Genomic DNA, 19,607 nt, shown 5'->3' with positions numbered 1-19,607 from the left:
TTAAGCTAAATTTTATCCGTTTTAAGCCTTTTTTAAGCTCGTTCTAAGGTTCTTTACACCTCAAAAAACAAAAGGCTTAATGAGGTGCTTAATACACGTTTTAACCGTACTGTGCATAGGGCTTTTCAGAGCCGGGGCGCAGGATACCCTGGTACTGAACCGGAAGCAGTGCGAGGCCATACTGTTGGAGAACAACCTGCAATTACTGGCACAGCGGCTAAAGATAGACGAGGCCGAAGCCAGGCTCCTGCAGGCCGGATTGTGGCCCAATCCCGAACTTTCCATAGACGAAGTAAACCTGTGGACCACCGGGAAAGGGACCAATAACCTGAACTATTTCGGAGATGGATTGCCTCCGCTTTCCGGAAACAGCTGGAAGAACCAGCAGATCAGTGTAGAACTCGAACAACTGGTGCAAACCGCAGGGAAGCGGAAAAAACTAATGGCCCTGGAACAGGTGTCCGTGGATATGGCGGGGCAATACCTGGAGGAGCTGCTGCGAAACCTGAAGCGGGAATTCAGGAACGACCTCACTGAACTTCAGTATTTACAGCAATATAAAAGAATCTATGAACAGGAAGCCTCTTCCGTACGGCAACTGGTGCAGGCTTATCAAAAGCAGGTGGAACAGGGCAATACGGGTAAAGGCGAATACATACGGCTCAAAGCCTTGGAGTTGGAAATATCCGGGGAGCTGAACCGTATTGCCAGAGAGGCCAATGCCGTGCAGAAAGAACTGAAAGTGCTGATGAGGCTGCCGGCCGATACGGTTTTGGTACTGAAAGAAGACGATTTTATCCCCGGGCAGGAAAAGATCAGGGGATTGTTCCCGGATCACCTTCTGGAAGCGGCCATGGACAACCATCCCGGGCTAAAACTGGCACAACTGGAAAAAACCTACTCCGACAGATCATACAATTATGAAAAAGCAATGAAGGTCCCCGATGTCACCTTTAAGGCGGGATATGACCGGGGAGGGAATTTTATGCTCGATTTTATAGGGTTTGGCCTTGCCGTAGATCTGCCTGTCTTTGATCGCAACCAGGGTAATATCAAGGCCGCCCGGATCGGGCAGGAGCGCGCCAGGTTACAGTACGAACAAAAGGAGCTGGAGGTGGAGGCCGATGTGATGCTCGCCTACCGCGACCTGATGACCGCCCTGTCCTTTATGGAAAGTATTGACACGGATTACGGCAATGAACTGGGAAAACTACTCGACAGTTATACCCGGAATTTCCGGGAGCGGAACATCAGTATGCTGGAATACCTGGATTTTCTCGAAACCTACCTCCACAATCGCAATATTATGCTTGAGTCGGTAAAAACGGTAAACGGTAAACTGGAAGAGCTCCAATACGAGATAGGAAAGGATATAACACAAATAAGGGAATAACACATAAAACTAAGGGGAGGGCCGGTGACTGGTGACCGATGACCGGTAACGGCCGATGGTCCTTCAGCCAAAAAACAGATATATGAAACGGATATACCGCAATAACACACCTGCTGATGGGAAAAGGAATTTTCTGGCCTTTTTTTCCACGGTTGCCATGTCATCCATGCTATTAGTGTTCTCTGCCTGTCATGAGAGCCGGGAAACAACTGGTACGGGAAACAGTTCCGGATATTGCCTGGACACAGCTTTCCGGGAGAAAATACAATTGGAAACGGCCCGTATCCGGCCGGTGGAAGAAGGTATTACACTTACGGGGATCGTGGAAAGCAATCCCGATAAAGTGGTGCCTTTTTCAAGCCTGGTGGACGGAGTGATATCCGGGACTCACTTTTCTTTGGGAGATGAGGTGAACAGGGGGCAGGTACTGGCCGAAGTGCAAAGCTCGGAATTGAACAACCTGAAATCGGAACGCAAAAGCCTGGAATCCGGGATTGCCGTGGCCGAGCGGGAGTTGCGATCTGTAAGATCCATGTACGAAGACGGTATTGCCTCGCAAAAAGACCTCCTGGTCGCCGAAAGCGAATTGAAAACAAAACAGGCGGCCCTGGAAAATGTAATGGCCACCCTGGGTTTGTATGGCAGCAGTTCGGAAAATGGCAGTTTTTTGGTGAAATCCCCGGTTTCAGGGGTCATTACAGAGAAGAATGTGGCTACGGGGATGAGAATATCAGCAGATGGCGGACCGCTATTTACGGTAGCCGACCTGAGCGAAGTATGGGTGTTGCTGAATATTTATGCAGGGAATGTTACCAAACTGCATACCGGACAGGAAGTGGATATAAAGACCCTTTCCTATCCCGATGAGGTATTCAGCGGGACCATAACCTACATATCACAGGTGTTCGACAGTGAGGAACGGGTGCTTAAAGCCAGGGTGGTCATTCCCAACAAAGACCACAAACTGAAGCCCGGAATGTCCGCCGATATCAAAGCAAAGAAAGACCGGGGAACACAGGCAGTGACCATTTCCACCCGGGCGCTGATCTTTGATGACAACAGGTATTTTGCCGTAGTGTACAGGGGCGATTGTGACCTGGAAGTCCGGGAGATCGAAGTGCTCGGTAAGCACAATCATAATGCCTATACCTCCGGAGGGCTGGAAGAGAATGAACAGGTGGTCGTCAAAAACCTCTTGCTTATCTACGAACAACTCAAGGGATCGGGAAGTTAAAAGAAATACAGTGCCGTGGTTTGCAGAAGGCGGGATAAGCCTGTCTTTGCCCTGTTCAGCACGATCCGGTTCCGCTAACAGTCTTATCGCCTAATCAACAATACTACGAAAGATGACCAAATTCGTTCAAAGCATAGTAGCATTTTCATTAAAGAATTCCGTGATCGTCTTTTTTCTCACGGCCCTGCTCCTGGTGGCGGGTATTGTAAGCTATATACACACGCCTATTGAGGCTTTTCCCGATGTTACAAATACAAGGGCCCGTATTATAACACAGTGGCCCGGCCGTAGTGCAGAAGAAGTAGAGAAATTCGTCACCCTGCCGGTGATGAAAGAGATGAACACCATACCCAAGAAAACAAAGGTGCGTTCCATTTCCCTTTTCGGGCTCTCTGTGGTAACGGTTATTTTCGACGACAGTGCCGATGATTTTTTTGCACAGCAATACGCCTCTAACCGCCTTCGGTCCGTAGAGCTTCCGGATGGGGCCGAGGCGGAAATAGAACCGCCTTCCGGGGCAACGGGGGAGATCTTCCGCTATGTGGTAAAAAGCGACAGGCCGATCAAGGATATTACCGCCATTCACGATTGGGTGATAGAACGCGAACTGGTCGCTGTTCCCGGTGTGGCGGATATCGTGAGTTTTGGCGGTGAGGAAAAGATATACGAAATACAGATACACCCTACGGAACTCAGCAATTACGGCCTTTCTCCCCTGGATGTGTATGAAGCCGTTTCCAAAAGCAATATCAATGTAGGCGGAGATATTATTGAGCAGGGAGACCAGGCCTACGTGGTGAGGGGAGTAGGCCTGCTGGAAAGCGTCCGGGACATAGAAAATATACTGATCGAGGTAAAGGGCTCTACCCCGGTCATGGTAAAGCATGTAGCAGAAGTGAAAATATCGGCCAAGCCACGCCTGGGACAGGTAGGATTGCAGGACGATGACGACCTTGTACAGGGAATCGTGATCATGCTCCGCGGAGAAAACCCGGGCGGGGTGATCACCAGCCTCAAGGAAAAAATAAAAGAGCTCAACGAGAGGATATTGCCCGGCGATGTAAAAATAGAGCCGTTCATAGACAGAACAGAGCTGGTGGATGTTACGGTCCATACCGTGACCAAAAACCTGGTGGAAGGGATTATTCTGGTCTCCCTGATCGTCTTTATCTTTCTGTATAACTGGCGGATGACCCTTATTGTGGCCTCGGTGATCCCGCTCGCATTCCTGTTTGCCATAACCATGTTGCGCATTATCGGAATGCCTGCCAATCTCATTTCCATGGGGGCGCTCGATTTCGGCCTGCTGCTGGAAGGGGCCCTGGTCATTGCCGAAAGGGTCTTTGTCGGCCTTGAGCAAAAAGCCGGCCAGGTGGGGATGGAGCGCTTTAACAAGATGTCGAAGCTGGGTATTATTAAAAACAGCGCCAAAAATGTGGCTTCCTATATATTCTTTGCCCTGTTTATCCTGATCGTGGCACTGCTGCCCATCTTTTCATTCCAGAAAGTGGAGGGAAAAATGTTCTCACCCCTGGCCTATACCCTGGGATTTGCTTTGCTCGGTTCGCTGATCTTAAGCCTTACCTACGTGCCGGCCATGTGTAAAGTGCTCCTGACCAAAAATATCAGGGAAAAGAACAATGTGGTAACAAGATCTTTCAGAAACGGCCTGTTCAACCTGTATTTATGGACGGCAAAGTATAAAAAAGCGACCATTGCCTCTTTTTGCGTGTTATTGTTGGCATGTATTGCAGGTTTCTATAACCACGGTTCGGAATTTTTGCCCAAACTCAATGAAGGAGCTGTATATGTACGGGCCACCCTGCCCAACAGCATCAACCTGGAAGAGTCTGTCCGGCTGACGAAGGAGATGAAAGACAAGATCAGGAAATTCGACGAGGTGAAGTTTGTGCTGACCCAGACCGGAAGGCCCAATGATGGTACAGACCCAACAGGATTTTTCAATATTGAATTTCACATTGAACTGTTCCCGGAAAAAGAGTGGAAGCGGAACATTGATAAAGAAGAGCTCATAGACGAGTTGCGGCAAACCCTTCAATCGTATTCGGGGATCGTGTTCGGGTTCAGTCAGCCCATACAGGACAATGTAGAGGAATATGTGGCCGGGGTCAAAAGCTCGCTGGTGGTAAAAATATTCGGGGACGATCTTTTTGAGCTGGAAGACTACGCAGACCAGGTGGCCTCGTCCTTAAAAAATGTAAGAGGTATAAAAGATCTCAATGTTTACAGGAACATTGGGCTGCCCGAACTGCGAATACAGCTGCACGACCATAAATTGTCCCGGTATGCCGTGGATATTTCCGATGCCCAGGCTGTGATCGCTATGGCCATAGGCGGACAGGCCGCAACCACCTTTTACGAGGATGAACGAATGTTTGATGTCCGTTTGCGTTTTGCCAGGGATTACCGGGATACGGACGAAAAGATCGGTGAGATCCTGATCCCGACCAAAGACGGAAAGCGGGTCCCCCTGAAGGAGATCGCTACCATAGACTTCCACACCGGGCCTGCCTTTATTTACAGGGAAGGGAGCAGTCGTTATATCGGTGTAGGGTTCAGTATTGAGGACAGGGACCTCGGAAGCACCGTTGCAGAGGCCGAAAAAGTGGTGGGAGAAAACGTAAAATTTCCCGGGCATATAAAAACCGAATGGGCCGGGGAGTTCGAGTCCAAAGAAAGGGCCACCAGGCAGTTGTATATGATCGTTCCGGTCTGTCTTTTGCTTATCATGTTCCTGCTCTGGATGAATTTCGAGGGGAACCTGAAAGATACGCTGGTCTCGTTTACGGTTGTACCCTTTGCATTTATAGGCGGGTACCTGTCCCTGCTGGTTACGGGTACAACCTTCGGGATCTCGGCGGGAATAGGGTTTATCATCCTCTTCGGAGTAGCAACGATTGACGGCATAGTCCTCATAGGAAACATCAGGCAGCGGATAAGAAGGCATATTCCGTTGAAAGAGGCGATATCCCAGGCCGTATACAGCCGTATCAGGCCGGTATTGATGATCGCCCTGATGGGGTCGCTGGGGCTGTTGCCTGCGGCTCTTTCCACGGGGATGGGCTCCGAAATACAGAAACCGCTGGCCATCATGATCGTAGGCGGACTGATTGTTTGTATGATCCTTTCCATTACGGTGTTGCCGCAGGTGTTCTATTTTGCGTACAGGGAAAAACCGGGGAGCAGGGAGCAGGGAGAGGAAATTACAGAGTTATAAAAAGAGTGATATAATACAGGGTCAATGTATCGTCGAATTAATACGGCAAAGCGTCAAAAGGTTTCCCGGGAGCTCTATGTTGAGCTGTTCACTTCCTTTTTAAAAATAGGCTTTTTTATGTTCGGGGGAGGATATGCGATGATCCCTCTGCTCGAACGGGAGCTTATCGATAAAAAGAAATGGATCACCAATGACGATTTACTGGATATCATCTCTTTTTCACAGATGACCCCGGGAACTATTGCCATTAATGCGGCGACACATATCGGAAATACCCAAGGAAAGGCCTGGGGCGGTATTGTTGCCTCGTTGGGGGTTGTCACTCCCTCTTTGCTGATTATTACCCTTTTGTATTACCTGGTAGGCGACCATTTTGAAAGTGAGATCGTTCAAAAAGCTTTTACGGGAATACGGGCGTGCCTGGTGGCCATGATATGCAGGTCTGTGTATAAACTGATCAGGTCCGGGATGAAGGGGAGTGTATCTATTATATTTTTCTTGTTGGCTTTGCTCAGCCTGTTCTGCGGTGTTCATCCTGTTTTGATCATCGTGGCAGGTGCTGCCCTGGGCTTTTTAATATGGAAAATGTCCCTTTTTAAATTATAAAATTCAATTGCTCATGATCAAAGATCTGTTGTTGTTGGTGTGGGTGTTTTTTAAAATTGGCTTGTTTAGTTTTGGCGGGGGGGCTGGCCATGGTGCCCTTGTTTATTGTGGAATTTGAAAAGCACGGCTGGATGACCGGCGAACGGTTTATGGATGTACTATCGCTGGCCCAGATGACCCCGGGAGCCATTGCCATGAATTCTGCAACTTATGTGGGAAACAGTGTGGCAGGAGTGCCGGGAGGTATTCTGGCAACCGGGGCTTTGGCGGCCCCTTCCGTCATTATTATGCTTGTACTCTCGAACTTTCTTATGAAAGCCAGGGACCATCCTGTAAAGAAAGCGGTCTTTAAAGGGCTTAAACCCGTAACCATAGCCCTTATTTTGTTTGCAGGCCTGCAGATTGCAGAAAAAACGTTTTTTGGGGATAACTTTACTTCTATCCGGTGGAAAGTCATTGTGGTAGGGATCGTTGCCGGTTTCATTCAATACAAGGTTAAAAAGATCAACCCGGTTTTCCTGATCGTGTTTTCCGGTATTGCAGGGATATTATTTTTGTAATGGAGGTGTTTAAACTTTTTCAGGGGGCCGGAAAAAGCCCAAAAAGGAATTTTTTTAAAATTAGGCCAAAAAAAATTGCTTAGGTATTGCACCGTATAAAAATAGTTGTATTTTTGCATCCGCATTTTGAGATAAATAATGGCCCGTTCGTCTAGGGGTTAGGACGCCAGGTTTTCATCCTGGTAACAGGGGTTCGAATCCCCTACGGGCTACGAAATACAGGATCTGCAATTTAGATTTGCAGGTTTTGAAGCTCACTGAAAATTTGGAATGAATAACGAAAAAGCGTAATTTTATCGTCATTCATTGCATATAGATCCGGTCCGTTCGTCTAGGGGTTAGGACGCCAGGTTTTCATCCTGGTAACAGGGGTTCGATTCCCCTACGGACTACAACGTAAAAGACAAGCAGGTCAGGCCTGTAAGTCTTTGATCAGAGAACAAGGATGTAAACATCCATACCGTAAAAGGTATTTTAATTATTTATTTTTTGGATTTAATAGTTAAGGAAACAAAACATGGCAAATCATAAGTCGGCATTAAAAAGAATCAGAAGGAACGAAGCAGTACGGCTCAGAAACAGGTACCAGCACAAGACTACGCGTAACGCTATCAAAAAACTGCGCGGTACTGAGAACAAGAAAGAGGCTGAAGCACTGTATCCTTCGGTAGTGTCTATGATCGACAAGTTGGCCAAGAAAAATGTTATTCACAATAACAAAGCGGCTAACCTGAAGTCTAAACTGGCAAAGCATATCGCTTCTTTGGCTTAAAGAAATCATAATATAGTTAGTAAAAAGGCTGTCCGGAAAAGACAGCCTTTTTTTTGTTTATAGAGCGAATCTCAGTTACCTGGGTAACGTTTCCTTGGTTCAATCTTCTTAAAAAGTTTTGGAGTTGCAAAATGTGTGGGTTTAGACGTTGTGAAAATTAGGAGGGGCATGATGTGAAATGATCGTGTTTTGACGGCCATGGCTTGTCCCGGCCAAAAGATGGCCAAATGAGTCTGCTTTTATAGAATATAACCCGAAACCTGCAACCTATAATCTATAATCTACAATATGTAAGTGTCAGGAGTTCCAGTCCCAGATCACAATATCCCAGTCGGTGTTGTCGGGGGCGATATAACTGTGCAGGTGTTCAAAACCGACTCTTAGATGTGCTTTTACAGATCTTTGGTTTGTGGTGACTATTTCGGTTATTATATATTTATAGATGTCCTTATAGGCTTCCCGGTAGTGGTTGTAGAGCCCGTCTAAAATACCTTTTCCCCGGTAAGCCTTGTCTATGCATACCTGGCCGGAAACGATGTAATTTGCGTCCAGGAGAGGCTCGTTCTTAAAGGATAGTTTGTCTATGGTATTGAACATGGGGATGAGCACAGGGATGTCTTTTTTAAAATTTCGGGTCATGGCAAGGCAGTATCCGATCACCTTGTCCTTATCCTTGGCTATGATACTCGGGGCTTCCCGGTTCATCCGGCCCAGTATGTCGAGATCGTGACGTACGGTTACGAACCCCTGGCTTGCCGCTTCTTCAGGGGAAATGGCACCGGGGGAATTTTTTTTTTGAAGTTCAAGGATACCTCTAAGGTCTGTTTCAGACCGGGCCAGGTCGTATTCTATCATGGGAAGTGAATTTTTTTTACGGGTATAAAGATACCGGAATTTAAAAATCCCAAAGGGCAAAAACATCGTTTTTGCCCTTTGGGATTTTGAGATTTTATCTGAATATAAGACCATGTGCCGCTAAAAAGCAACGGCACAGCACTATCAGGTCTGTTACTGATTCATGGTCATCAGGAATTCTTCGTTGTTCACTGTCTTTTTGATACGGCTGTCCATGAATTCCATGGCTTCTACCGGGTTCATGTCAGCGAGGTATTTTCGCATGATCCACATACGCTGTATGGTGTTTTCGTCGAGCAGGAGATCGTCTCTCCTTGTGCTGGAAGAAATAAGGTCTATGGCCGGGAAGATCCTTCGGTTGGCGATACGCCTGTCGAGTTGGAGTTCCATGTTACCGGTTCCTTTGAACTCTTCGAAGATCACTTCGTCCATTTTGGACCCTGTTTCAGTAAGTGCAGTGGCTATGATAGAAAGGGAGCCTCCGCCTTCAATATTACGCGCAGCTCCGAAGAAACGCTTGGGTTTGTGCAGTGCATTGGCATCCACACCACCACTCAGCACTTTTCCGCTGGCAGGTTGTACGGTGTTGTATGCCCTGGCCAGACGGGTAATGGAGTCGAGCAGTATCACTACATCGTGACCGCATTCTACAAGCCGTTTTGCTTTTTCCAGGACAATGTTGGCTACCTTTACGTGCCGGTCTGCAGGCTCGTCGAAAGTAGATGCGACAACTTCGCCGTGTACGCTTCGCTGCATGTCGGTCACCTCTTCCGGGCGCTCGTCGATGAGCAGTACCAGCAGGTATACTTCCGGATGGTTGGCGGCAATGGCGTTGGCAATGTCTTTTAACAGCATGGTCTTACCCGTTTTGGGCTGGGAAACGATCATTCCCCTTTGTCCTTTCCCTATGGGAGAGAAAAGATCTACGATACGGGTAGAAACCGTACTCTGTCTTTCTGCAAGTTTAAATTTTTCTTCTGGGAAAAGCGGGGTCAGGTGTTCAAAAGACACGCGGTCCCTTACTACCTGGGGAGCGAGCCCGTTGATCTTAGTGACCCGGATAAGCGGAAAATATTTCTCACCTTCTTTCGGGGGGCGTACGGAGCCAAGCACAGTGTCGCCGGTCTTTAAACCGAACAGCCTTATCTGGGACTGCGAAACGTAAATATCGTCAGGAGAAGAGAGGTAATTGTAGTCGGAAGAACGGAGAAATCCGTATCCGTCCTGCATGATGTCCAGGACACCTTCACTTTCCACGATACCGTCAAACTCGAAATCGGGGTCCTTGTAACGGTTCTTCTTTTCCTTATCAAAATTGTCCTTATCGGCGGGGTCTTTGTAACGGCTCTTTTTTTCCTTGTCGAAACTCTCCTTGTTATGGGGTTGGTGACTGCCGTTATTCCCTTTTTTCTGGTGTTGTTGTCCTTTAGGAGTGTATTCTTTTTTCTTTTCTTTTGAGGGGATGTTGTCTGTTTCCTCTGGTTTTTGCTTTTCGTCCTTCTGTTTTCTTGGAGCAGGCTGGACTGTGTTTTTCTGGGGTGTATTTTTCTGGGACATTTGCGGAACGGGTTTTTCCATGTTTTCCGCTTTGTCTTGTGTGGCCTTTTTGGCCGGAGAGGTATCTGAGGGATCCTTTTTTATTCGGATTCTGCGTGTTTTTCTTTCTTTGGGCGCGGTCTCTTCGCTGCCTGCAGAAGATGAGGAAGTTTTCTGATCAGTTACAGTTTTTGGGTTTGCGGCCTGTACATCCAGGATCTGGTATATGAGATCCATCTTTTTAAGTGTCCTGAATTTTGGGATACTTAAATTCTTCGCAATTTCCTGTAATTCAGTTAATTTCTTTCCTTTTAAATCTGAAATGTCGAACATTGAAATGTTAAATAAGTTAATTAATTCTTTTGAAGTGCTCTGTTAAGTCCGGTTTGTGGGTTTTGGGATGAGCATCAAAGTGAAAAAAATCGAAGTCAAACGAACCTTGTTTTGAGTTGGTTACGAATAGATACCGCAATATTACAAATTTATTTTTATAAACCGGTCGTATTTTCTAAAAAGAACTCTTATTTTTGCCCATATTTCTGGCGCGAAGATGTTACAAAGAATACAGAGTATATATCTTATTATTGTGGTTTTGGTTGGTGGGGCACTACCTTTTGTATTATCTTTGTGGAAAGATGCAGAAGGGAATGCTGTATATGCCGTATCGGAATTATGGGTGATATTGCTGCTCATTGCATCGGCAATAGTGGCTCTGGTATCTGTTTTTGCATTTAAGAATAGAAAAAATCAATTTGTGCTAAACAGATTGAATATGATATTAAACTTAATTTTACTAGGAGTATTTGCGTATCGGTCGCTAAATTTATCCGGAGAAAGTAACATTTCTGAGAAGGGTGTTGGGATGTTCCTTCCTGTAGTTTCTATCGTTTTTTTAGTTTTGGCCAATAAGGCCATCAAAAAGGATGAAGATCTCGTAAAATCTGTAGACCGGTTGCGATAAACCTGAAATCTTAGTAGTATTAGTGCGTTAAGACCCGTTTGCTTTGCAGGCGGGTTTTTTTGTTCCTCGCTTCGTTCGGGAACCCTTGGTTTTTTTGGGGGGTGTGTCGGGGTTTTTGGGGGCACGGATACGCAGATTTTATGAAGTACCCCTCGTCAAGTTTAGGACGGACTCTGTTGAAGAACTCGGCAACCGGATTGGATATACGATCATCAAAATGAAGAGTGTGATTCTGAGCGAAGCGAAGAATCCCCTTTTTGTCTTTTTTTGTCTTTAACTATGTCACCTCTTCACCCCGTCACCTTGTCTCCCCGTCATCCTTGTCTCCCCGTCATCCTTGTCTCCCCGTCATCCTTGTCTCCCCCCTGTCAGCTACCTCTTCCCCAATTCCACAATTTCCAGGTCTTTGATCTGGTCTTTGTCTATGGCGAAGCGGAGCATGGTGCGTACCTGGTGAAATCCGTATTTTCCCGCGGCGCCGGGATTCATGTGTAATAAATTCAGTTTTTTGTCGTACATGGCCTTCAGTATGTGCGAGTGCCCACAGATAAAGAGTTTGGGTGGATTTTTCCGGATATCTTCCCGTACCCTTTTGTCGTATCTCCCCGGGTATCCGCCTATGTGGGTTATCCATACGTCGACATCCTCACATAGAAAACGGTTGTGTTCCGGGAATTCCTTCCGGGCCTCTGCATTGTCTATATTGCCGTAAACCGCCCTGAGCGGGGCTATGTTTTTCAGGTTGTCCGTCACGGAAAGGTCACCGATATCCCCGGCATGCCAGATCTCATCTGCCTGTTTGGCGTATTTGAGAATGGCATTATCTATATGACTGTGTGTGTCGGATAACAGTAAGATTTTTGTCATTTCGGGTGTTTAAACTTCTAACTTCATACTTCCCACTCCCTACTTCTAACTTCGTACTTTAAATCGTTTCTTCTTCCGCCATGAATTGCACCTCGTAGAGGTTTTTGTAATATCCTCCCTCTTTTTGAAGGAGTTCACGGTGCGTACCGGATTCGACCACTTCCCCGGCGTCCATTACCAGTATTTTATCGGCTTTTTTAATGGTGGCCAGGCGGTGTGCAATGACAATAGAAGTCCGGCCTTCAGTGATCTTTTCGGTGGCGGTCTGTATGAGTTGTTCTGAGTGCGAGTCTACGGAAGACGTGGCTTCATCCAGGACCAGAATATCCGGGTTGCTCACGTAAGCGCGAAGGAAGGCTATGAGTTGGCGCTGGCCGCTGGACAGCATGGTGCCTCTTTCCTTGACATTGTAGTTATACCCGCCGGGCAGGCTCATGATAAAATCGTGAATACCGATCCCCTTTGCGGCTTCGTGTACCTGTTCTTCTGTAATTTCGGGATTTTTAAGGTTGATGTTGTGAAATATAGTATCGGCAAAGAGGAATACGTCCTGTAATACCACTGCAATACGGCCTCGTAATGAAGCAAGGGTATAATCATTGATGTTCACCTGATCTATTTTTATTTCCCCGGAATTGATCTCGTAGAAACGGTTGAGAAGGTTAATAATGGTAGATTTTCCCGCTCCTGTGGCGCCAACAATAGCAATGGTCTGTCCAGATTTTACATCAAAAGAGATACCGTGCAGTACTTCTTCGTCTTTAAGATAACCGAAATGTACATCTTTGAAATGGATATCACCCCGGAGGTTGTTGGCCATGACAGTTCCTTTGTCTTCTATGGAGCTTTCGGTGTCCAGTATGCCGAACACCCGGTTGGCAGCTACCATTCCCATTTGCAGGGTGTTGAATTTATCGGCGATCTGTCGTAGCGGGCGGAATAACATCTGGGACATTTCGATAAACATAAAAACGCTTCCCAGTTCTATATCGTCTCCTGCAATGGTCCGCAATCCGCCATACCAGACCACAAGTCCGATGGTGATGGAAGAAGCGAGTTCTGCTACCGGAAAGAATATGGAGTTATACCAGACGGTCTTGAGCCAGGCTGTTTTGTGTTTTTCGTTGATCTCCCCGAATTTTTCATATTCGATCTTCTCCCTGGTATAGAGTTGTACGATCTTCATTCCGGAGATCCGTTCCTGTACGAAGGAATTGAGGTTGGCGACCTGTGCCCTTACTTCGGTAAAGGCCACTTTCATGGCTTTCTGGAACAGGCGGGTGGCGTAAAGGATCAGGGGGAGTATGGCAAATACGATCAGGGAGAGTTTCCAGCTGGTAAACAACATCACCCCTGCCACGACGAACATTTGCAGCAGGTCGCTTACGATCATAAAGAGTCCCTGACTGAATATTTCCCCGATACGCTGCATATCATTTACGGCCCTGGTTACCAGGATGCCAATAGAAGAATTGTCGTAATACTTCATCTTAAACCCCAGCATATGCCTGAAAAGCTTTATGCGGATGTCCTTGATAACAGATTGGCCCAGCCAGTTGGCATAATAGATAAAAGAGAGCTGGCTTATAACGCCACAAATGAGCATTATGAGCATAAGGGCGATATAGAATAGCATGCCCTCATAGTCTTTATGCTGGATATAATCGTCAACGGTGATCTTGAGCAGGTAAGGCCTGGCTACAGAAAACAGGGATACCAGTACAGCAGTCAGGGCCACACTGTAAAATGTAAGCCTGTACGGACGCGCGTGTTTCATGAGCCTTTTAAACAGGCCAAAGTCAAAAGCAGTTCCTTTATTTGTGCTCATTATTTTTTATGGTTAGGGGTGGAGTCGGTTCGTGATCCCGGATATAGGGGTATGTAATTTTTGTTAAATATAATCCATGTGCCGGAACTGACACACCCGCTTTACTCCTATTTTTGCTTTCTATGATTTTTTTAACGTTTTCTTCCGGCATTTTCCCCAGGCCCACATCGAGGAGCGTCCCCACGATAGCACGGACCATGTTGCGGAGAAACCTGTCTGCTGTAATGGTAAAGACCAGTTTGCCTTTAACAAATTCCCACCGGGCGTGCTCTATTTTACAGAGATAAGTCTTAACATCTGTTTTTGATTTTGAAAAACACTGGAAATCAGAATGTTCAAATAATGCTTCTGCTGCCCTGTTCATTTTGTCGATATCGATAGGGTAGTGGAGGTTATATGCAAAATCGTTCATGAACGGGTCTTTCTTTTGAACGATCCAATATTCATAAGTCCGTGATACGGCATCGAAACGCGCATGTGCGTCATCCTGCACCGGGAAGATACGGCTTATGGCAATATCCCTGGCCAGGAGTGAATTCAGTTTGTAGGTCAGGTCTTCCGCATTCAGCTTCACCTCGGTGTTGAAATGGGCAAACATCTGCCTGGCATGTACTCCTGTATCGGTTCTTCCGGCCCCGGTAATGGTAACTGGTTCTCTCAGTAACAGAGACATCCCTTTTTCTATGGTTTCCTGGACCGACGGGGCATTGGGTTGTTTTTGCCAGCCGTGATAGTTCTTTCCGTGGTATGACAATTCTATAAAATATCGCAAAGGGAATATGCTTTTGAAAAGTACAAAGATAAGAAGTTCCTGGATTTATGGTGAGAAGGTGAGAAGGTGAGAAGGTGAGAAGGTGAGAAGGTGAGAAGGTGAGAAGGTGAGAAGGTGAGAAGGTGAGAAGGTGAGAAGGTGAGAAGGTGAGAAGGTGAGAAGGTGAGAGGGTGAGAGGGTGAGAGGGTGAGAAGGTGAGAGGGTGAGAGGGTGAGAAGTATTGTTGGTTAGCTCAGATCTTCTTTGATGTGGGCGATGAGTTCAGCAGTATCGCTGAAGAGAGAGAAGCGGCCGTCTTTGATGTAGGATATCTGCCCGGTTTCTTCACTGACCACGAGGACCAGGGCATCCGTTTTGTCGGTAATGCCTATGGCGGCACGATGGCGAAGGCCAAATCTCAGCGGAATGCTCCTCTCGTTAGATACGGGGAGGACCACCCTGGTGGCAACGATGTAGTTGCCTTCTATGACCACCGCCCCGTCGTGCAGAGGACTGTTTTTGTAAAAGATACTTTCTATAATGGGGATAGTGATTTTTATGGACATACTGTCTCCTGTATTCTTAACAAAATCGAGCGGGGTATTGCGTTGAATGACCAGCAGGGCTCCTGTTTTGGTGCTTCCCAGTTTTTCGCAGGCAGCAACCAGGGCATCTACATTGGTCTGGATATCAAAGCCATCGTTCTTGAAGAACCGGAAATATTTTTTCAGGTTTTTCCGGTTGGCCAGATTGGTAGAGCCTATGGTAAGCAGGAATTTTCGGATCTCCTGCTGAAAGAGTACGATCAGCGCAAAGAAACCGACACTCATAAAACTGCCGAAGATACTGCTTATCATATGCATCTGGAGCACTTCTGTGACTCGCCAGATAAGATAGATAATGCCAAAACCGATAAAGATATTTACGGCGACAGTCCCTTTTACCAGTTTGTATACGTAATATAACAAAAAGGCAAGCAGTACAATATCTATAATATCTATAATTGTGAAATTGAGAAAATCAAATATCTTCAAGGCATTTTCGCTTTTGTGTAAAATTAGCAAAAAAATATGCGAAAGGGCAAAATGGAAAGACAAAAGAAATACGACTGGCCGTATAAAAATTTTTGTTTGACCGAAAAAGGAAAATAAGTAGGTCTAAGAACAGGAAAAGATTAGGGGAGGGGGTTGGGTATGTATTAAAAAGAAATCGTGTATGGCGCTGTATCTTGAAGCCGGTTTTTATGGGTTAATAATAAAAAATTATAATTTCCATGTGCTTTATAATGTTTAGTTATGTTTGAAATTCTCTCGGGAATATCTTTCTGAACTAAATGAGGGCCGGTAAGAACGGGTTCGACAAATTCGGGATTAATTCGAAGCAGGATGAACGTTTTTTTGCGTGTGACACTTCCGGTTGTGCATTTCGCAAAATGCGCTTAAATCTGCTTTAAATGACGCTTGAATTTTTAAAACATAAAATAAATTTATGACGTTTCATGTTATTCATAACTATACTTTATTTTGTTTTTTTCTCTGGAAAATTTCCACAAGCCTCACTTGGGAAGAATATACAGGTATAGTTGTCTAAGCCACAGGTTCTTCTATAAAAGAATAGCTGAGTTTGGCCCTGACTTCCCAGATCTCGGCAATTTCATCTGTATGTATTTTAATTTCCTGAGGGATCATTTTATTGTCATTGACAAGCAGGAGTTCATCCGGGGAATTATATGATGTTCGCACCCTGTTAATAAAGATGCCTCGCAATTTGCTTACGATCACATAATTTTTGTTGTTTGTGATCTCCTGGGGTGAGCGGAGGTGCTTTCCGATAACGATGGCGTTGTCCTCCAGGGTAGGGTACATCATGTTTCCTGTGACCTGGAACGCTCTCATGTTGTCGTTGTTTATAAAAGGAAAATGGTACTTCGGTACGTCGTTCAGAAATGATTCTTCCCCCAAGTGGTTTACATATTGATACTGTAACTCTCTGGTAACTAAATGTATATTTCTATCCCTGTCTATCTCTTCCATATCATTGCCATTATAGCTATCAAAGAAAAGATCGTTCAGGTCTATATCGAACTTTTCACATACCGTGACGATAAGTTCATAGTCAAGGCTGTTTCTTTTTTTCCATGTCGATATAGTGTTAGGTTTAACCTGCAGGATACTTGCAAGTTCGATATTGGTCTTTACCTGTAAATATTTTTTTAGCTTTTCGAGAACAAAAGTCGCGTTAAGAGATTTTTTTTCTTGTGTATTCGCGTAATGTTCTCTATATTTGGATATGTTTAACATTTATTTATAAAGTTTTGTGCTCATGTTGAGAATGATGCATGCTGTGCTTCTCAATGAGCGGGTTTATAAAAAATAAATATCAGGTTGGTTGATGTAGTTGGTTACGGCGGTGAGGTGTTGTCAGTTACTATATAGGGCAATACTGTCGGGTTGGTTAAAAATCCTTATGTACTCTATATTAACTGCTTTTGCCTGAAAATATTGTGTTATGGAATACTAAAGTACTCCATATTGCGAAAATCAAAGAAAATAATCGGTAAAAGCGATTAAAAAATCGATTTCCTGCTATGTAAATGTTTAGTAAGAAGAGAATTACAAGAAGTACCCGACAACCAAAAGTATATTTTTCAGAAACATTGCCCCCCTGCTTTTACGAGAGATAATTGAAACTAAAAAGAAACTATGGGAAAAAACTACTTCTGTGACTATTGCTTTTGGATAGTTAACGAATCAAATTTTCGCAAATTGATAGCCAGGAGTCTCACCCTGTCTTTTTCAATTTCTTATTTGCGAAAAATATTCCAGTTTATTACGAATATAATGATAAACCACGGTGCCGGTCGCGAGGAGATCGGGAACACTTGGTATATGTGTTGTGCTTTGTCCCGAAGGAAGAATGTGTATGCAGTGCCACATTCCGGAAAAAAACCGGAGATACGAAGACAACAGAAGAAAAATTATTGTTTGAATGATCTGATATTCTCGAATAGAGAAAGATATATAAGTATAACTTGAAACCCTGTCTTATGAACAAGAAAATTACTCTGAAGAGTAAGGCTAACTTACCGTTCTTTTTTCTGGCCTTCTCTTTGTTAGTGTTAAAATCTACCCTGGGATTTGCGCAACAAAGTCCTTTCCATGCTGATAGTCAGGATTCGGACAAAGACATTGCTTGTCTGCTTTGTTCGGTGACCAACCCTGAGAATGCGGTAGATTCCGATCCTAATACTTATACGCAACTACAGGCCAATACCGTTGGCGGTTCCGTATGGCAGGATCTGGCGTTCCCGTTTCAAGGGGTCGCCGGAGACAGCGTTCAGGTGGTGATCGGCTCAGGAAGTGGTTTGTTTGAACTGGACTTGCTAGGGGGAGTTACCCTGGAAAGTTTTAACGGGGCAACGGCCAACGGTGACGGGGTTAACCTGTCTAACCTGGCAAGTGTATATCTGCTGCCGGGGACCACGGACCGCTATATGGTGAGTTTTCCGGCGGAAGCCGCCTTTGACAGGGTTCGGGTGAAATTCCAGGCCCTTGCTGCCATTGGTGCAGATGTAAGGGTCTACGGAGCGAAAATAAAGTATGGCATGCCGGGAGTTACCGGAGCCACTGCGGAATACGGCAATTCTACAACCATTGGATTATCTCCGGTAAGCCCCGGAGATAGTATTGAATGGTTTGCCGATGCCAGTGGCGGAACGGCTATTGCCAGCGGAAACAGTTATACTACTCCGGCCCTTACGGCCAATGCTTCCTATTTTATAGAAATTACAAGAAGCGGGCTTACCCAGCCGGAACGTTACCCGATCATGGTGGGGGTGCCGAGGCCTCCCATCGCAGATACCGATCCGAGGGAACGGGTATATGCTTGTAGTCAGGATAATTTTGTAATAGGTGGGGTTCAGAATCCGGAGCTTGCCGCAGATGGTGATCCATCTACATACTCTACATTCTCTATCCTGAAAGTAGGAGCGTTTTATCAACGCTTGAGTTTTGAGAATTGTGCGGTAAAACCACAACTTGGGGATAAACTTCACGTAAAGATAGGAACGCCTCCCGGACTGTTGGAGGCTCTTGGATTTGTGGGTATTCAGGCCGTGAGTAATGGAAAGCTCGTCGGAGAAACTGTTCCGTTAATAAATCTTATATCCGCACTGAACGGAGCTAATGAATATGAGATCGTATTCGATCCTGGAGTGCCTTATGACGGGGTTCAGATTACGAAATTATCGCTCGACAGCTTTGCAACTGACCTTAATATATATGAAGCGTATTTTTACCAGCCCGCTACCGGTTCTGTGGATGTGAACCATCCCGTAGATGTATTAACAGGTACAGGAACTATTGGTAGTACCGCGAATTTTGTAAACGATGCAGCACTCGCTTTTGACGGCAACGACGCTACGTTTGCACATCTGCGTGCAAATCTTGCGATCGTAGATGGTTATGCCAGTATCACTGCGCTGTATCCTACTGTTTCCAAAGAAGGTGACGGTGTAAGAGTATTATTGCAGAAACAGGAAGGCGGTATAATAGACGCTTCATTGTTATCACAAAATATACGGATACGTACCTATAATGATAATGATGCCAACAGTGAGTTGGTTTTAGACCCGGAACTGATCCAGTTGTCATTGTTCCCGGGTAGTGAAGATATTTACGAGTTGATCTATCCGGTGAACGTACCGTTCAACCGGATCGAAGTATCATTGGATGCGGGATTGGCCAGTGCTTTTGAGGGCCTGTATGTTTATGAACTGGACCGTGCACAGGATGTACCCGGAGGAGAATTCCCCGATCCTGTAAGTCCGTTCCATGCCACCAGCCAGGAATGGGATAAAGACGGATTGTGCTTATTATGTGAGATAGCCAACCCTGAATTTTCCATAGATGCCGACGCTGATAATTATGCCGAGCTTAATGCTACGGTCGGTATTGCCGGTGGAGTATGGCAGGACCTGATCTTCCCGTTTGCCGGTTTAAACGGTG

At 45.6% G+C, this 19,607-nt stretch carries 15 protein-coding genes and 2 tRNA genes; 10 read left to right on the top strand and 7 right to left on the bottom strand.

Annotated features, from left to right (window positions below; translation table 11 throughout):
• Positions 1-79 precede the first annotated feature (79 nt).
• The 8 genes from KN811_RS08455 (at position 80) to rpsT (ending at position 7,803) form a co-directional block, all read left to right on the top strand.
• Positions 80-1,393 (top strand): TolC family protein, encoded by a 1,314-nt coding sequence (locus KN811_RS08455; RefSeq protein WP_187966746.1) that lies wholly within the window; start codon positions 80-82, stop codon positions 1,391-1,393.
• A gap of 82 nt (positions 1,394-1,475) precedes the next feature.
• Positions 1,476-2,627 carry an efflux RND transporter periplasmic adaptor subunit gene (locus KN811_RS08450; protein ID WP_187966745.1) on the top strand — a complete coding sequence of 384 codons (1,152 nt, stop codon included), beginning with the start codon at positions 1,476-1,478 and terminating at the stop codon, positions 2,625-2,627.
• Between the two features lie 112 nt (positions 2,628-2,739).
• Positions 2,740-5,865, top strand: a complete 3,126-nt coding sequence (locus KN811_RS08445; RefSeq protein ID WP_187966744.1) for an efflux RND transporter permease subunit — start codon at positions 2,740-2,742, stop codon at positions 5,863-5,865.
• A 24-nt stretch (positions 5,866-5,889) separates the two neighbouring features.
• Positions 5,890-6,471, top strand: coding sequence for a chromate transporter (locus tag KN811_RS08440; RefSeq protein ID WP_187966743.1), 582 nt, complete (start codon positions 5,890-5,892; stop codon positions 6,469-6,471).
• A 56-nt stretch (positions 6,472-6,527) separates the two neighbouring features.
• Positions 6,528-7,031, top strand: a complete 504-nt coding sequence (locus tag KN811_RS08435; RefSeq protein WP_187966742.1) for a chromate transporter — start codon at positions 6,528-6,530, stop codon at positions 7,029-7,031.
• Positions 7,032-7,171: 140 nt separating this feature from the next.
• Positions 7,172-7,243: transfer RNA gene (locus KN811_RS08430), tRNA-Glu, on the top strand.
• A gap of 108 nt (positions 7,244-7,351) precedes the next feature.
• Positions 7,352-7,423: transfer RNA gene (locus KN811_RS08425), tRNA-Glu, on the top strand.
• Positions 7,424-7,548: 125 nt separating this feature from the next.
• Entirely contained in the window at positions 7,549-7,803 is a 255-nt protein-coding gene (gene rpsT / locus KN811_RS08420; RefSeq protein WP_187966741.1) for a 30S ribosomal protein S20, read from the top strand.
• 297 nt (positions 7,804-8,100) lie between these two features.
• Here rpsT and KN811_RS08415 read toward each other — a convergent pair whose 3' ends face one another.
• Both KN811_RS08415 and rho read right to left on the bottom strand, forming a co-directional pair.
• Positions 8,101-8,658: a GNAT family N-acetyltransferase gene (locus tag KN811_RS08415; protein ID WP_187966740.1), complete on the bottom strand. Its 558-nt coding sequence runs from the start codon at positions 8,656-8,658 to the stop codon at positions 8,101-8,103.
• 153 nt (positions 8,659-8,811) lie between these two features.
• Positions 8,812-10,527: a transcription termination factor Rho gene (rho, locus tag KN811_RS08410; protein WP_187966739.1), complete on the bottom strand. Its 1,716-nt coding sequence runs from the start codon at positions 10,525-10,527 to the stop codon at positions 8,812-8,814.
• 217 nt (positions 10,528-10,744) lie between these two features.
• Between rho and KN811_RS08405 the strand changes: the two genes are divergently transcribed.
• A complete protein-coding gene (locus tag KN811_RS08405; RefSeq protein WP_187966738.1) occupies positions 10,745-11,155 on the top strand; it encodes a DUF4293 domain-containing protein in 411 nt (136 codons plus the stop codon).
• Between the two features lie 372 nt (positions 11,156-11,527).
• Here the strand turns inward: KN811_RS08405 and KN811_RS08400 are convergent, their stop codons facing one another.
• From KN811_RS08400 to KN811_RS08380, 5 genes are all read right to left on the bottom strand, one after another.
• On the bottom strand, positions 11,528-12,022 hold the full coding sequence (locus KN811_RS08400; RefSeq protein WP_187966737.1) for a metallophosphoesterase family protein: 495 nt from the start codon (positions 12,020-12,022) through the stop codon (positions 11,528-11,530).
• A gap of 58 nt (positions 12,023-12,080) precedes the next feature.
• On the bottom strand, positions 12,081-13,850 hold the full coding sequence (locus KN811_RS08395; protein WP_187966736.1) for an ABC transporter ATP-binding protein: 1,770 nt from the start codon (positions 13,848-13,850) through the stop codon (positions 12,081-12,083).
• Positions 13,837-14,622, bottom strand: a complete 786-nt coding sequence (gene truA, locus KN811_RS08390; RefSeq protein ID WP_187966735.1) for a tRNA pseudouridine(38-40) synthase TruA — start codon at positions 14,620-14,622, stop codon at positions 13,837-13,839. The genes KN811_RS08395 and truA overlap by 14 nt, the downstream gene beginning before the upstream one ends.
• Positions 14,623-14,849: 227 nt before the next feature.
• Positions 14,850-15,635, bottom strand: a complete 786-nt coding sequence (locus tag KN811_RS08385) for a diadenylate cyclase (RefSeq protein WP_187966734.1) — start codon at positions 15,633-15,635, stop codon at positions 14,850-14,852.
• Positions 15,636-16,187: 552 nt separating this feature from the next.
• Positions 16,188-16,901 (bottom strand): LexA family transcriptional regulator, encoded by a 714-nt coding sequence (locus tag KN811_RS08380; RefSeq protein ID WP_187966733.1) that lies wholly within the window; start codon positions 16,899-16,901, stop codon positions 16,188-16,190.
• Positions 16,902-17,647: 746 nt separating this feature from the next.
• Here KN811_RS08380 and KN811_RS08375 point away from each other — a divergent pair.
• Positions 17,648-19,607 (top strand): immunoglobulin domain-containing protein (locus KN811_RS08375; protein ID WP_425596705.1); only part of this gene is annotated, 1,960 nt, incomplete at its 3' end.

It is taken from the genome of Sinomicrobium weinanense, assembly GCF_018863395.1.
In the GTDB taxonomy this organism is placed as follows: domain Bacteria; phylum Bacteroidota; class Bacteroidia; order Flavobacteriales; family Flavobacteriaceae; genus Sinomicrobium; species Sinomicrobium weinanense.
This window is presented reverse-complemented; position numbering and strand designations above follow the sequence as displayed.